The 15611-nt window shown below is 40.2% G+C and carries 15 protein-coding genes; 6 read left to right on the top strand and 9 right to left on the bottom strand.

The window, feature by feature from the left end; genetic code table 11:
• Positions 1–92: 92 nt before the first annotated feature.
• Complete coding sequence (locus tag NFS43_RS11480; RefSeq protein ID WP_420910327.1) at positions 93–1262, top strand: TIGR04053 family radical SAM/SPASM domain-containing protein; 1170 nt, start codon at positions 93–95, stop codon at positions 1260–1262.
• 95 nt (positions 1263–1357) lie between these two features.
• Here the strand turns inward: NFS43_RS11480 and NFS43_RS11475 are convergent, their stop codons facing one another.
• Genes NFS43_RS11475 through NFS43_RS11465 form a run of 3 tightly spaced genes read right to left on the bottom strand, consistent with a single transcriptional unit; the run spans position 1358 to position 4881 of the window.
• Positions 1358–2461, bottom strand: a complete 1104-nt coding sequence (locus NFS43_RS11475; protein ID WP_251551808.1) for a Ger(x)C family spore germination protein — start codon at positions 2459–2461, stop codon at positions 1358–1360.
• Positions 2458–3528 (bottom strand): GerAB/ArcD/ProY family transporter, encoded by a 1071-nt coding sequence (locus tag NFS43_RS11470; RefSeq protein ID WP_251551807.1) that lies wholly within the window; start codon positions 3526–3528, stop codon positions 2458–2460. Before NFS43_RS11470 ends, NFS43_RS11475 begins: the two co-directional genes overlap by 4 nt.
• A gap of 18 nt (positions 3529–3546) precedes the next feature.
• Complete coding sequence (locus NFS43_RS11465) at positions 3547–4881, bottom strand: spore germination protein (RefSeq protein WP_251551806.1); 1335 nt, start codon at positions 4879–4881, stop codon at positions 3547–3549.
• A 193-nt stretch (positions 4882–5074) separates the two neighbouring features.
• Here NFS43_RS11465 and corA point away from each other — a divergent pair, with 193 nt between their 5' ends.
• Complete coding sequence (gene corA, locus NFS43_RS11460; protein ID WP_251551805.1) at positions 5075–6025, top strand: magnesium/cobalt transporter CorA; 951 nt, start codon at positions 5075–5077, stop codon at positions 6023–6025.
• Between the two features lie 34 nt (positions 6026–6059).
• Here corA and NFS43_RS11455 read toward each other — a convergent pair whose 3' ends face one another.
• The gene (locus NFS43_RS11455; RefSeq protein WP_251551804.1) at positions 6060–6380 is read right to left on the bottom strand and encodes a hypothetical protein; all 321 of its coding nucleotides are present in this window, start codon (positions 6378–6380) and stop codon (positions 6060–6062) included.
• 190 nt (positions 6381–6570) lie between these two features.
• On the opposite strand from NFS43_RS11455, the gene NFS43_RS11450 reads away from it, so the two are divergent.
• Together NFS43_RS11450 and NFS43_RS24540 are read left to right on the top strand one after the other, a co-directional pair.
• Positions 6571–7593 (top strand): M42 family metallopeptidase, encoded by a 1023-nt coding sequence (locus NFS43_RS11450; RefSeq protein ID WP_251551889.1) that lies wholly within the window; start codon positions 6571–6573, stop codon positions 7591–7593.
• Between the two features lie 88 nt (positions 7594–7681).
• On the top strand, positions 7682–7987 hold the full coding sequence (locus NFS43_RS24540) for a twin-arginine translocase TatA/TatE family subunit (protein WP_338150603.1): 306 nt from the start codon (positions 7682–7684) through the stop codon (positions 7985–7987).
• Positions 7988–8113: 126 nt separating this feature from the next.
• Here NFS43_RS24540 and NFS43_RS11440 read toward each other — a convergent pair whose 3' ends face one another.
• Positions 8114–8662 (bottom strand): hypothetical protein, encoded by a 549-nt coding sequence (locus NFS43_RS11440; protein ID WP_251551803.1) that lies wholly within the window; start codon positions 8660–8662, stop codon positions 8114–8116.
• 282 nt (positions 8663–8944) lie between these two features.
• Between NFS43_RS11440 and NFS43_RS11435 the strand changes: the two genes are divergently transcribed.
• The gene (locus NFS43_RS11435; protein ID WP_251551802.1) at positions 8945–10168 is read left to right on the top strand and encodes an NAD(P)/FAD-dependent oxidoreductase; all 1224 of its coding nucleotides are present in this window, start codon (positions 8945–8947) and stop codon (positions 10166–10168) included.
• Between the two features lie 149 nt (positions 10169–10317).
• On the opposite strand, the gene NFS43_RS11430 is transcribed toward NFS43_RS11435, so the two are convergent.
• The 4 genes from NFS43_RS11430 to hmpA form a co-directional block, all read right to left on the bottom strand.
• A complete protein-coding gene (locus NFS43_RS11430) occupies positions 10318–11298 on the bottom strand; it encodes an ABC transporter permease (protein ID WP_251551801.1) in 981 nt (326 codons plus the stop codon).
• Entirely contained in the window at positions 11291–12205 is a 915-nt protein-coding gene (locus tag NFS43_RS11425) for an ABC transporter ATP-binding protein (protein WP_251551800.1), read from the bottom strand. Before NFS43_RS11425 ends, NFS43_RS11430 begins: the two co-directional genes overlap by 8 nt.
• Before the next feature lie 13 nt (positions 12206–12218).
• The gene (locus NFS43_RS11420; protein WP_420910325.1) at positions 12219–12995 is read right to left on the bottom strand and encodes an SGNH/GDSL hydrolase family protein; all 777 of its coding nucleotides are present in this window, start codon (positions 12993–12995) and stop codon (positions 12219–12221) included.
• Between the two features lie 180 nt (positions 12996–13175).
• Positions 13176–14390 carry an NO-inducible flavohemoprotein gene (hmpA, locus tag NFS43_RS11415; RefSeq protein ID WP_251551799.1) on the bottom strand — a complete coding sequence of 405 codons (1215 nt, stop codon included), beginning with the start codon at positions 14388–14390 and terminating at the stop codon, positions 13176–13178.
• A gap of 237 nt (positions 14391–14627) precedes the next feature.
• On the opposite strand from hmpA, the gene NFS43_RS11410 reads away from it, so the two are divergent.
• Entirely contained in the window at positions 14628–15476 is an 849-nt protein-coding gene (locus NFS43_RS11410; RefSeq protein WP_251551798.1) for a DegV family protein, read from the top strand.
• The last annotated feature ends 135 nt before the right edge of the window (positions 15477–15611 follow it).

Genomic DNA, 15611 nt, shown 5'->3' with positions numbered 1-15611 from the left:
TGTAACAAACCTTTCATTCACAGCCACACTTCCAAAATTATAATTAATCTAGAACCTTTTATAAACGTTTAAAAATAAAAATGAATTTGGTGATGAACATGCAAGGAATCGGAAAAGGACATCCCCATGGACTGGGAAAAACCATTAATTACGATGAAAACCCATTTATTGTTATCTGGGAAGTGACAAGAGCCTGCCAGTTGAAGTGCGTGCATTGCCGGGCTGATGCCCAGCTTACGGCTGATCCGCGTGAATTAACCCATGAGGAAGGCATCAATCTTATTGACCAAATTTATGAAATGGATAATCCGATGCTGGTTTTTACTGGCGGGGACTGCATGATGCGTGAAGATCTCTATGACTTGGCAGATTATGCAATAAAAAAAGGCATGCGTGTTTCTATGACACCCAGCGCGACAGCCAACGTTACCATCGAAAAAATGAAGCGGTTTAAGGAAGTGGGGCTTTCCCGCTGGGGTTTCAGCCTTGATGGCCCAACTCCTGAAATCCACGATCATTTCAGGGGAACACCCGGTTCATTTGATCTCACGGTAGAAAAAATCAAATACTTAAATGAATTGGAAATGCCGCTGCAAATCAACACCGTTATTTCACGTTATAATTATGATTCCCTTGAAGCAATGTCTAAGCTGGTAGCTGAACTTGGCGCAGTTATGTGGTACATTTTCTTGCTTGTTCCTACCGGACGCGGCCAGCTGGACGCTTGTATCTCCCCTGCTGAACATGAAAAAGTGTTCCGCTGGTTATATAAACTTAGCCAAACCGCTCCGTACGATATCAAAACGACAGCCGCTCAGCACTATCGCCGGGTTGTTTTACAGGAAAAAATGCGGGACCAATTAATAGAAAAAGGTGAAATTCATTATGAAGACACCATTACCACCGATTTTGCCTCCATGCATGATGGATTAAAACGGGCTCCAAAGGGCGTCAATGATGGAAATGGTTTTGCCTTTATCTCCCATATTGGAGACGTATTGCCAAGCGGATTGCTCCCTATATCTGGAGGCAATGTTCGCGAAAAACAACTTGCTGAAATCTATCGCCACGCAAAAGTATTCAAAGATTTGCGCCAGCCCGATAACTATAAAGGCAAATGCGGAGTTTGTGAGTACAATAAAATTTGTGGAGGTTCACGTTCAAGAACCTATGCAGTAACAGGTGACTATATGGAAAGTGAACCGTTCTGCGTCTATATTCCACAAGCAATGCGGAATAAGCAATCGGAACTGCAAGTTTAGTTTATCAAATATGCCAAAAAATGGGACCTGACCTGGAGCATGGGCACAATCCTCCTAAAAAGTGTGGGAATGTGTTCTAAAGGGCAGGTCCCCTGTTATTCAATCAATCCTGTATCTGAGATTTGTACTTTAGCTTTCACCTTAAAGTCTAAAGTTGGGTATATTTTTTTCCATTTTTCCCAATCATCCTTATTCAAATGACGGGCTCGGTACCTCAGCCCAAATCCAAGAGGGTCCAAGTTTGCTTTTTGGAGCTTAATTAACACGGCTTTCATTTCATTGCTCAATTGTTTTTCAGCTGTTTCTTCGTATTTAGATAGTTCCCCATTTGTAATCCGACGGCTCGTCTCTTCCAGCCTCCCTTTTAGAGACACCTTCATCAGAATATAAGGCTTCTTTCCTTTAGGTGTAATGATTTTGTAGTCAGTCTTCACTTTTTGAGTATCTATAATATACTTTACTTTGCCTCTTTCTACCCATTGGGCACTCTTGCTCTCCATGTTTAACATGTAGTTTACCATTTTCGTTTCTTCCTGGCTTAGAATTAGTTTTATTTTGCTTTTATTCCCGACACCTGCCGAGTTAATCTGAAACAAATTTTTTCCTTCCACTTCAATGATTGGCAATAGGGGGTCTAGTCCCCTTTCAATTAGCCGCTTTTTAAGTTCAAATAAATACACTGGTATTATATATGGGGTCTCAGATCCATCTTCCCCGAGCGCCAAAAGCAAGGAGTTGGTTGGGAGCCGTTCTGATTTTGGCATAATATGGAGGATACGAACGGCACTAGGTTTTCCGATTGCCACCCAGGCAACTTCCTGTATATCCCTCCTTCTGGTAAACCAGTAAATAATCCCGCTATTGCCGCCGCTTTTTGCCACCTTATCCACTAGAATAATAACCTTTGCATGACTGAAATCCAATTCCCTTTCTACCTTGGTTTTAATCGTTCTCACAGCCTCCCCCATTGAATCAGCTTCAGCAGATACGATGATTGTATCAGTAGGCTTTTCTCTTGAGGCCCTAGTAATCGCCATCTTTAAGCTCACAAGATACCGCTTTGTGCTGTGCTTCGCAGGGTCAATTCCAATGGCAAGGACAAAAAAACGTTTATCGATGTCTTTATATCCGCATCCATTTAAAATGAGCGAAGCAGATAGGATGAGGATGAACCAATGACGCTTTCTTGAAAAAATCACGATATCTTCCTCCCAGCCCAGAAATAGAAGGACAAAACATATATCGGTTCAACCGCTAGTCTTAGAATCATCCAATATTCGGTTAGTTGATTTAATTGCAGAGTGTTAATTTGTTGCACCATAATGGCCGAGCAAATGGCAATAGCCATTAAAACCAGCCACTTCTTTTTTTCTTTTGCTTTTTCATTAAACGTGCTTTTTACTAATTCCAGAGCAACATGCCAATGAACAGAAACGCTGATTAGGGTGACCCCCATATATAGCATAATGAAAAGGAAAATCACCCGTTCTACGGGACTATAAACGAGCCTTAAAGAATCGGCGGTGGAAATCCATGGAAATAGGTATTCCTTTGCCCCATCAGCCCCATGGTAGCCAATCGGGATCAAAAAGGTGGTAAACAAATTAAGAATGCCTACGATAAAAACAAAAACATAATTCCAGATTTTCAATTTCCCTTTTATAACACGATTAAAGATAATGAGATTTATATAGCCTGAAAAAACATAACTAGATGCAGCAAAGGCTTTTAAACTTGGCCAGTCAAAAACATGGGTCGTTACTTCCCAAATAGAATCCCAGCTTAAATCCTTACTAGAGAAGGCTTTAAATATAATGAACCCAAGAAATGGTATGCTAAAAAACAGAACAATTTCTGCAAAATACATAACTCTTTGTGTTGGCATGCCTATGACAAGAAAAATGGCAGCCAAATACATGACTAAAAGAATAAGTCTCGGTTCCTCAGGATTCACAAACCGGCTGATAATATCCAAAAAGCCAAGCAGCGTAATCAAGCCTGCTGTGAAAAAGGCCAGCTGAATAAACCATATATGCAGAATCTTCATCCATTTCGTGGTATTAGCCAATATCTCAGGAAGACCTTTTTCCGGATACTTTGTAATGGCTTTGCTGTAAAGAAAGGTCATAAGGACACCATATGGAATGGACAGCAGGACTGAGGCAACTGCCCCATCAAAGCTATACTTGATCAAAATGGAGGGAACAAAGATAATTGCATTGATAAACATATTAATTAATACTAAATATAAAAAGTACCTATTCAACAGCCTTCCTCCCTGCGGTCAATTTTTCGGCTTACTCTGCAGGAGAGTTAAATATGGCACACCAAAACTATCTAATTTTACCATATAGGCGTTTATCATTAAGAAGCCCAGTACGACTCCAACTAATCCAAAAATTGTTCCGAGTGCCCAAATTAAGTATTTCAAAACTCGAATCGTAAAACTAAAGGTGTTAATCGGAACGACAAAATTTGTAATCGCCACAAACGAAACGATAATAACCATAATATTACTTACGAGTCCAGCTTCCGTAGCTGCCTGACCTAAAATTAAGCCGCCAACAGTTGTCGCTGTTGGCCCAATGGCTTTAGGTAGCCTGATGCTTGCCTCCGTCAGAAGTTCCATCATAAACAGCATTAACAATACCTCAACAAACGCAGGGTATGGTACTGCTGTTCGGCTGCCAGCAATCGATAATGCTAACTGTACGCGGAATACCTCGGGGTTATATGCCGTAAGTGCAACATACATGCCAGGCAAGACCACACTAATATTAAAGCCTACAAAACGCAGGAGCTGGAGGAAGCGCCCAACCCAATAAGTTTGGTAAATATCCTCCATGGAGGACATAAAATCCTTCATCACTGAAGGAGCAATGACGGCAAACGGCGAGCCATTTACTAAAATAATCAGTTTGCCGGTTGATAAGTTAACAGCAGAACGATCAGGCCTTTCCGTCACAAGCATAGTCGGGAAAAAGGATCGGTTATGTTTAGTAATGCTGTCAAGCAGCTGTTCTCCGGATTGGAACATTTGAATATGAACCGTCTTCAGGAAATCTATCATCTTTTTGACTGTATCAGGGTCAGCAAATCGGCTATCATAGAGCAGCATCACATCGGTTTTCGAAATCGACCCAATCGACAGCGATTCAATCGTTAATTCAGGCACAGGATACCTTTCCCGGACTAGTCCGACATTGGTATGCAGGCTTTCTGTAAATCCTGATTGCGGTCCTTGAACCGTTGTTTCCACAACAGTTCCGGATGTCACTTTTGCCAGGTTTGCTTTGCTGTCAAAAGTAAAGATAAAATTTTGATAAAAAATAATCACGACCCCTTTTAGTAAATCTTCAATGGCTTTTTGTTCATCCTTAAAGGGCAATATTTTAGGATGTGATTGCAAAAAGGTTAAAAAATCCTGTTGATCCTCGATCTCAAAAAAAGGGGTCAATAGCTTATCATGTATGATTGACTCGTCGCTGATGGTATTAATATATAAAATTTCCATGTATTTTTCTTTCGTATGCACTTCTCTTGCGACCAAATCAGAGGAAGGCTGTCCAATTTTGTTTAAAATATTCTTTTTAATTGACTCGACTTTCATTGTCGGCATAAAGTATTCCACCCTATCCGTTCTGCTTTCCCCTAATTTGCCCAAAAATTGGCATAATATCCTTAAGATAACTTTTTCGACTTCGATGAACTGTGTTATCTTCAAAAAATTACTTAATCCGATAAGGCACACTGTTATTTTATTTGGTTTTCCGTTATAGTTGTGTTTATAGATTTGCAATAGAGGGGTACTTATGATCAAAACCATTGCTATTACAAAGAATTCTGAAATCAAGCTGGATGTGGAAATTGAAAAACTCGTAACTGGAGAATATAAATGGTATTGGATTGATTTTCACCAGCCGACTGACGAAGAAATTGAGAAACTGATTAATCCATTGGGATTCCATCCATTAGCCATTGAGGATTGCATACAATTTTTACAAAGGCCCAAGCTTGATTATTATGAGGATTACACCTTCTTTGTTACGCAGGCGCTAAATCAGGATACGATTACAAAAGAAGAAATTGATTTTTTCCTAAGCAGCAATTATATTGTCACGTTCCATTACCAGCCTTCCATTGAAATTAGTGAGGTATGGAATCGGCTCAGCCAATCTGCCCATGCTAAGAAATGGGACCCGGCACATGTCCTTTACAATGTGATTGACAGAATGGTGGACAACTATTTTCCTCTCGTTTATAAAATCGAGGATCGGTTAAATGAGATTGACGAAAACTCTGGTCAACGATCCATGGAAGCCTTACTGGAGGATTTATTTGATACAAGGCATCAGCTTCTGTCATTGAGGCATACGGTAACACCCATGCGCGACCTCATATATCGAATTCTTAATTCCCAGCGAATGACAGAGATGCAAGGAAAAATGGTATATTTTTCAGATATTCATGACCATTTGTTAAAGCTTACAGAAATGATTGAGGCTAGCCGAGAGCTTACTACAGACATCCGTGACAGCTATATTTCCATAAATTCCAACCAGACCAATCATGTGATGAAGGTCTTAACCGTGATCACGACCATCTTTATGCCGCTGACCTTTATTGCGGGTATATATGGAATGAATTTTCAGCATATGCCAGAACTAACCTGGAAATATGGATACTTTGGCATCCTCATTATCATGTTCCTTATAGGAGCCGGCATGTCCTGGTGGTTTATGAAGAAAGGCTGGTTTAAATAGAAAGGCGGAAGCACGAATGATGGCTTCCGCCTTTCTATTTCCAATTTTCGTACTTGATCGTACCGCCAGTCAAATCCATTCTATTTTGTTCTCCCTTATAATACATTTTTCCATTTTTTTCAAAAATAAAATTTTCATATGTATAAACTTCTTGTCCATTCGGCAGTTGGATTACTACCTTCTTCCCTGCATTTTCTTCTGGAGCCTCTATTCTGATCGTGCTTTGATAATAATGGCGGAATAGTAGGAAACAACCTGCAAAAATGATGACCGCAAAAAGGAAAAGAATCGGACCCTTCCAAGAGATTGGCTTTGGATTTTTTTGATGCAGTTCAACTCTGGTCAACGTTCTCATCTCCTTTTAATTACAATTTTTCGACTATTCTCATTTATATCCAATTTTATCATGGCTAAACCTGCTTACTATTTCAATACTAGTAACCTATGCAAGAAATCTGTAAATATTGCCGATAAGTTATATAATAAGAAAGTATTTACTTGAGAAAGGGGATAGAAAATTGGTTTATTCCAATATCGATGGCACGATGAAATTATTGGCTGAATTAGTCTCGATTCCAAGCCCATCCGGGAATACCGGTAATGTGATCTCGTTTGTAGAAAAATATCTTGGTGAAGCGGGCGTGGAAACAAGCAGAAACAGAAAAGGAGGTTTAATCGCAACCATTCCCGGCCAGGATTCCAGCCGGCACCGGATGCTTACCGCGCATGTGGATACTTTGGGTGCGATGGTCAAGGAGATTAAACCAAGCGGCAGACTTAAGATTGACTTGATTGGCGGATTCAAGTATAACTCGATTGAAGGAGAATACTGCAAAATTGAAACGAGCAGCGGAAAAGTATTTACAGGAACGATTCTAATGCATCAAACATCCGTCCATGTTTATAAGGATGCCGGAAAGGCCGAACGAAATCAGGAAAATATAGAAATACGAATTGATGAAAAGGTACATAGTGCCCAAGAGGTGCGTGCCCTTGGCATAGAGGTCGGAGATTTTGTTTCGTTTGACCCAAGGGTGGAGATTACGCCAAGCGGATATATAAAGTCCAGACATTTAGATGACAAGGCAAGTGTTGCCATTCTTTTGCAATTAATGAAACAAATTAAAACCGAGAACATCGTGCTCCCCTATACGACACATTTTCTCATTTCAAATAACGAAGAGATCGGTTATGGAGGAAACTCCAATATTTCTCCAGAGACAGTCGAATATTTAGCCGTTGATATGGGAGCCATGGGCGACGGGCAATCCACTGACGAATATACAGTTTCTATCTGTGTTAAAGATGCCAGCGGCCCCTACCATTACGGGCTCAGAAAACATTTGGTGCGTTTAGCGGAGGCCAATCAAATTCAATATAAATTAGATATTTACCCTTATTACGGATCTGATGCTTCAGCAGCAATCCGTTCGGGTCATGATATTGTCCATGGGCTGATAGGTCCTGGAATCGACTCATCACACGCATTTGAGCGGACTCACGAGCAATCCATTGAACATACAGCGAAGCTTCTATATCATTATGTCCAATCCGAGTTCGCACAATAATGTTGAAACCATACAAAGCTACTAGAATCCTATCTCCAAAGGGGTTATAATTAGTCTGTCTCATAATAATTTGCTAGGAGATGACACGATGCTTTCAAATATTGGCGTTCCAGGTATGATTTTAATCCTAGTTCTTGCCTTAATCGTTTTTGGGCCAAGTAAGCTCCCTGAAGCGGGGCGTGCCGTCGGAAGATCGATCCGGGAATTTAAAAATGCTGCCCAAGGAATTACAGATGATATCAAAAAAGATATAAATGAGGATATTAAAGAAGCCAAACAAACTCCAACAGACCTAAAAAATAATACAAAAAAACAAGCTGAATCATATGCTCCAGCTTGTTTTTCTCTGTTTGGATTTGGATCTTATCTCTTTGATTTGCCCGATAAATTTTGAAATTGATCCATCAATTTTTTTCTCGTTTTTTCATTGCGGAGTAAATAGGCTGCCCCTAAAGCAACTGTTGTCATCATCATGGATTTTCTGCCCATAAAAAATCTCCTTCATCGTTTGCTTGGTAGATCACTTCAACTTTTCCCTTAACATTTGATTATTCGCCTTATACTGGGACAATAACTGGTTCAAAATATCGGCTGCTTGTCCGCTATCCTGTTTTTCTACAGCAAGCTTAAGGTCATGGAATGATTTCCATTCTTCCTTACCTTTTCCTCCATGCATCTGTTTTATGAATTCCTCTTTAGTCATTTTCCCCTCTTCCAATTGTTTCCGAAGTTTTTTCATCTTTGCCATTTTTTCAGCTTTCCATTGTTCCCGCTTTTTGGCATTTTCTGGGCTCATCCATTGGCTTCGAAGCTGTTTCCTTTCCTCGATTGCTTTTGCCCATTCCTGTTTTTTATCAGGGGTATATTGGTTTACCCATGCTAATAGCTTTTGCTCTCTTTTCGCTTGTTCTGCCTGCCAATCTTTGTGCATCATTTTGTGATGTTCTCTATGATCCTCACTGCAATTATCACATGGTTTTTCCGTAGGTACCGCATAGCTATAATCTGCGGCCCCGGCTATCCCAGGCAGCATCATCACGAAACTCATAATCAAAAGTATCATCTTCATTGATTTTTCTCCTTTCATACCTCTTCTTCCACCACATTTTCTGGTTATTTTTGGACGAATTTATCATTCCCTGTTTTTGAATAAAAATTCTCTAATTTGCCATATTTTTTGCAAAAAAAGCCTTGAGTTCCTTACAAAACTATCGTAATCTTATTGTAGTAAATATTTGTGAAATATTTCACAAAAGAACAATTTTTCTTGTTCTTAATTTTTTCTATATTATTGTGAAATAATTCACATAAAACTATTTTAAAATAAATTCAGGGGCCAGGAGTGGTTAGTATGTCAAGACCCAATATTGTCATCTTAGGCGGCGGTTACGGTGGGATGGTCACAAGCAAGCGTCTAGAAAAGTTTTTAAAAGCCGGCGAAGCCAAAGTTACCTTAATTAATAAACATGATTATCATTACTTAACAACACAGCTTCATAAAATCGGGGCAGCGACTGCTGCCGACAGGCAAATTGCGCTTTCCATACCAGAAATAATTAATCCCGAAAAAACAAATTTCATAAAAGCTGAAGTGGCTGCGGTCGATGCCAATAAACAGGAAGTTCATCTTGTTGGAGGCGAAAAGGTTCCTTACGATTACTTAGTAATCGCCTTAGGCTTCGAGGTGGCGACCTTCGGAATACCAGGCATTAAAGAAAATGCCTTCGAAATTCGCAGCTTCAGGAGCTCAAAGGCGATCTATCATCATATCTTGAAACAATTTAATTTGTACAAACAAGACCAAGACCCATCACGTTTAACCTTTGTCGTTGCAGGCGGCGGTTTTACCGGGATTGAAATGGTCGGTGAATTGGTAGATGCCATGCCAAAATTATGTAAAGAACATGGTGTTCCATTTGAACAGGTAAAACTTGTTGCAGTTGAAGCTGCACCATCTGTAATCCCGTTTTTTCCTAAGGAGTCCATTGAATATACAACGCAATTTTTCGAAAAGCACAATGTTCGGTTAATCACTTCTAAAAAAATTCTAGAATGCACACCAGAAGAAATCCGTCTAGAAAATGGCGAAAACATTCCTACCCGGACAGTTGTTTGGTCTTGCGGGGTTAAAGGAAACACGATTATAGAAAAATTCGGTCTTCCTGTTGAAAAAGGAAAGATTCCTGTTGATCCGTATTTACGAGTGAAAAACATGAAAAATATCTTTAGTATCGGAGATAATGCCTTATTTATGAAAAATGAAAAATCTGCGCTGCCTCCAACTGCACAAGTGGCTCTGCAGCAGGCACCTGTTTGTGCCAAAAACATCGTTGCCGCAATACGCGATGAAGCTTTGACAACATTTGAATATCATCATAAAGGTTCAGTTGCCTCACTTGGCACCCGGGCTGCGGTTGGACTGGTAGGCAGTGTCCGGTTATCAGGATTAATTGGCGCCTTTATGAAACAAGTAATCGAGGCCCGGTATCTATTTATGCTTGGTGGTCCCGCTCTAATCTTCAAGCAGCACTTTGGCGTCAGCCATGAACCCGTAAAAATAACTGCTAAACAATAGTGATCTCTTTTATTATCTGGGTTTCTTCCTTTTAGGTTATCGAATAGAAATATCCCAATTAACCGCCTTATAGTTCCCCACTTTAAGGCAACAGCCCACTCCAAAATTGGAATGGGCTTTTTTGTTATATACCTTTTCGTTTTATTTTCCTAAAATACATCTTTTTTAGTAAAGACCAGAAACGAAACAGCAAGGGACGCTGCCCACCAGACAAATAGAACCATCAAGGAAAATGAAAGGGTCATGCCTTCAATGGGCGGCGGGTTTCCCTGCATATAATCTGTCAATCGTAAATTCACCATAAAAAAATATTTTGCCGATTCCCATGAAGATACCATATTGTTTAAGATAGCCCCTGAAATCAGCGCTGCCAGCATCACACCCATCCCCGCTGCTGTACTGCGAATCAATACGGATAGCATGAAAGCTAAAGTCCCTACAACAATAGCCACAAACCATACAAGCCCAAAATCCATCATTAAGAACTTCCATAAATCTAAAAGCTTGACATCCGAAGTATTTAATCCTGAGCCGGTGACATGAAACCCTGTTATAATGGGGGCATTCCAGCCTTTGTATCCAAACACCAAGCCAGATATTAGAAATGACAAAAGGCCCGCAATGGCAATAATAAGCGATATCGCTAAACATAAGGAAATATATTTACTCATTAGGACCTTCCAGCGCCTCACCGGCCTGGTTAATAGCAGCTTGACCGTCCCGATGCTATGTTCTGAAGAGACTATGTCACTGGCAATTACCATCACCATTAAAGGAATAAACAAATCAATCGCATTTTCTAAAAAAATTCTTATAAACGTGGGAGCACCAGGTTCAGCTGGGTTAATATCGTGGTCTAAATAATATTGCTTTTGTTGAAGTGAGATTTGCAGCTCCTGTCTCCATTCATCTGATAGGCGGCTGCTGCTCAACCGGTTCGTCGTATCCACGATTTGCTGTTGAAGTATCGTCCGCCAATCATTCGTTCCGAGCTTATCTCGCTCCCTCTGTACATCCTTATATTGGGCATAGGTAAATAGAACTACTAAAACACCTATAATGAGAGCGATTACCACTAAACGCTTTTTGGCAATCAGCTTCATCATTTCATTTTGGATCAGCTTATTCAATCGCTTCCCCTCCTGTTAACTCTAGGAACAAGTCTTCCAGCACTGGCATTTTACGGCTCATCTCCAAGACAGAAACCCCCGCTTCGACTAGCAGCCTGTTCCATTCCGGGGTTTTTTGTTCATGAAATTCCGTTAAAATGGTTTGGTTATCCGTTTCCTCAATGACGGTCAACGAAGATAATAGATCCCGTCCCTTCTCAAAAGGGGACAAACGCCAAGCTACCTGCTCCCGATTAGCCAAGAGCCTTTCCACTGTATCTGTTCGAATTATCAACCCTTTGGCTATAATAGCCACCCGATCACAGAGGAGCTGGATTTCACTCAATAAATGGCTTGAAACCAGGACACTTAAGCCCTCGTCTTCTGCAAGAAAACGGATAAATTCCCGCATTTCCCTGATCCCTGAAGGGTCCAGCCCGTTGGTTGGCTCATCAAGAATTAATACTTTTGGACGCCCAAGCAGGGCTTGTGCAATTCCGAGCCGCTGCCGCATTCCTAAAGAATAAGTCTTTACCTTATCGTGAATTCTTTCTGTTAGCCCAACAAGCTCTGTTACTTCTTTAATCCGCTCTTCCCCAACGTTTGGAAGCATCCTCGCAAAATGGAGCAGGTTATTATACCCTGATAAAAACGGGTATAGCTCAGGATTCTCGACGATACATCCCAGATTTCCCAATGCCTTTTGAAAATCTTCTTTAAGGTTGGTCCCGCAGATTTCAATGGTTCCTGATGTCGGTTTAATTAACCCAACCAGCATCCGGATCGTAGTTGTTTTCCCTGCACCATTTGGACCTAAGAAACCAAACACTTCTCCTTCCCGCAAATCAAAAGTCAATTCTTTAATGATTTCCCTTTTGCCAATGACTTTTCTTAATTCTTTTACAGCCAAAGTTATAGGTTTCTCCATCATCTCGTACTCCTTACCATGTAACCAATGAGGCTACTCGTTCAGCAATTAAGCGATACCCTTTTGTATTCGGATGAAACTTGTCGGTATACAAATAATCATTCACATTCAACTCAAATATGTCAAAGGTTGGCACAAAAACAACCTTAGGAAAAGCTGCACTAACTTCCGCACTATCGTAATTCCAGCGGCGCACGATCTTGGACATTTCTTTCCCTTGATCCAATTCGATGAAAGGATTATACAAGCCTATAAAAAATACGGTGGCATCTTCATTGTTTTTCCGTATTTGTTGAAAAATAAAATTCAAGTTATCAATGTATTTTTTCTCAATTTCTGAAATAGTGTTGGTTTCTAAATCCATCAATCCTTCGCCACCGCGAAATAAATCATTGCCGCCGATTGTGACTAAAACCATATCGGCCTTTTGAATCTGCCTCCCCACCTCAATTTGCTGTACCTGCTCCCTCAATTGCCCAGAGGTTTGTCCATTGATCCCAAGGTTTGTTAACTGGATGGGCTGATTGGTCCTTTCTTTTAATTCATCCGCCAAAACTCCCACATACCCCTTTCCAGTCTCATCCCCTGTCCCTCTTGTCAATGAATCCCCTATTGCAGTGATCGTTAATCCCTTTTTATTGGGGACTACCTTTTCCTGGGCACTTGGTTTTTGGATGGATTCTGTGCTTCCGGCATAATACTCCCCGACAGCCCAGGCGAGACCACCTAACCATAGGAGGAAAAATGCCGCTCCAGTGATTGTTACCAAGCGAACATAGTTCTTACTCAAAAATAATCTTCCTTTCTGAAGTAATAACCTTTTCTCCTATTTAATCACAGTTTGCGGCTGATTCAAACTTTCAAACGCTTTATGTAAGAGACTTTTTCACACAAGTTCACTTATTTTTCAATTTTCACGCGATAAAAAACCGACTCCTTTTGATTAGGAGTCGGTTTTTAACATACTATTTTATTGGTCTAAATCTCCCTTTGGCCCAAAGAATTCAAAATGAATTTGTTCTTCATGAACACCTAATTCTTTTAAGGCACGGTTCATCGCTTTCATGAATGGCACAGGACCGCAGAAGTAAAATTCAGATTCGCCGGCGTGCAGGTTATTTTGCAGCCATTCCTTTGTTACAAATCCCTCCACATCAAAGCGATGGTTCTTACGGTCCTCCTCTGTTGGTGAATCATAAAAGACATAAGACGAAACATTATGATTCTTTGAAAACTCTTCTATTTCATCTCTAAGGGCATGAACACCGCTGTTAGCAGCTGCATGAATAAAAGTTACCTTGCGGTTAGGCTGGAGATTAACAACGGTTTTTAACATACTGATCATCGGAGTTAATCCAACTCCGCCGCTTAGTAATACAAGTGGAGATGTGTTTTGAGTATCTAGGACAAAGTCCCCTGCAGGTACACTTACCTTGAGTATATCTCCTTCATTAATATGATCATGTAAATAATTGGATACAACTCCGTCTGGATTTTGTGTGTTTGCTTCCCGTTTCACACTGATTCGGTAGAAATCCTGTCCCGGTGCATCTGATAGACTATACTGCCGAATGTGAGTAAATTTTTCTCCCGGGATTTCCAGTTTAATGCTTATGTACTGGCCTGGTTTAAAGTCAGCTATTTCACGCTGGTCTTCAGGTTTTAAGTAGAAAGAGGTAATAACCTCACTTTCTGCCACTTTGCGGTCTACTACAAAGCCTCGGAAGCCTTCCCATCCTCCATGCTGATTCTCGGCTTCATCATACATTTCTGCCTCCACGCTGATAAATGCGTCCGCAATTACCCCGTAGGCTTGTCCCCAAGCCTCGATGATTTCATCTGTTGCCGCTTCACCTAGAACTTCCTTAATCGCCATTAAAAGATGCTTGCCAACAATTGGATAGTGCTCAGGTTTAATCCCAAGGCTTCTATGCTTGTGGGCAATTTGTTTCACTACAGGAATAATGACTTCAAGATTATCGATATATTTTGCTGCTGCATATACTGCTCCGGCAAGCGCCCTTTGCTGTCTGCCTTGCTTTTGGTTGGCATGATTAAAAATATTCAATAATTCAGGATGGTTCCGGAACATGAGTTGATAAAATGTGGTTGTTATCGTTTCCCCGTGTTGTTCCAAAACAGGGACAGTTGATTTGATTATTTCTACAGTCTTGTTATCTAGCATTTTTAGATCCTCCTTGTGTTTTCACTATTAAGATAGTGTTAATTATACGACCGGAAACACTTGAATTGTGTGATTTAAATCACACTTTAAAAAATTATTTTACAAAAATTTTTTAAACATGATAAATGTAACTAGTTTAGAGTCTAAGACTTTAGTAAAGTAAACCTATTGAAAATATTCAGTTAAGAAAACGTTATTTTAACTATTAAGAGATTTCCTACTGGAGGAAGAGAAACGATGACGAAAGCTAAGATTGCATGGATTACTGACTCAAGTGCTTCTCTCAGTCAAGAATTTATTGAAGAACATCAAATACATGTGATCCCTTTACATGTAGTAATTAATAATGAATTTTACAAAGAAAATGTCGATATAACCGAAAAAGAGTTCTATGAAAGAATGAAAAATGAAGAAGGTAAATTTCAATCTTCCCAGCCATCTATTAATGATTTCGTGGAGCTTTATCATAAATTAAAGGAGGAATATGATTTCGGCATAGCGATACATGCTTCCAGTGTTTTGACTGGAACCTATCAATCATCAGCCATGGCAGCTGAAATGGCAGGCTTTAAATTGTTTGCCATCGATTCCCAAATTGGTTCTTATCCGCTGTCCTTTTTAATCAATAAAGGGATTGAACTGGCTGAATCTGGACTGGCAATTGAGGAAGTTGTCTCCCGGCTTAATGCTCTTCGTGAACATACACGATTATATTTAGTCCCTTCCAACCTTAATCAGCTTCACAAGAGCGGCAGGGTTTCCGGAAGCCAAAAAATCTTGGCATCGCTGTTTAATATCAAACCGATACTGGCAATGGAAGAAGGCGCAGCTAAGATAAAGGAAAAAGTCCGAACTGAAAAAAAGGCTACTGCCTGGCTGCTAAATCAACTAAAGGAAGATCTGGCAAAGAATATAGTGAAGAAAGTAGCCATCCTTCACGCAAATGATGTTGACAAGGCAGCAGAGATTGAAACATTAATCAACGAGACCTATCCAAAAATTGAAACAGCGAAATTAATGCTCATAACTGTTGCAGGCGTCCATACAGGCGTCGGAACCATGGGGCTGTCATGGGTATGTGAATAGTATATTGAAAGGACTGCTAAAGTCCTCAGGCTGTCGAAAAACCTTCGACAGCTTTTATTTTATTCTTTATTAATTCACCGCGTTAATATGATATAATATTATTAATAGTTGTCTATGCGAATTGTCGGTTGATTT

Source organism: Neobacillus muris (assembly GCF_943193175.1).
GTDB lineage: Bacteria > Bacillota > Bacilli > Bacillales > Cytobacillaceae > Neobacillus > Neobacillus muris.
This window is presented reverse-complemented; position numbering and strand designations above follow the sequence as displayed.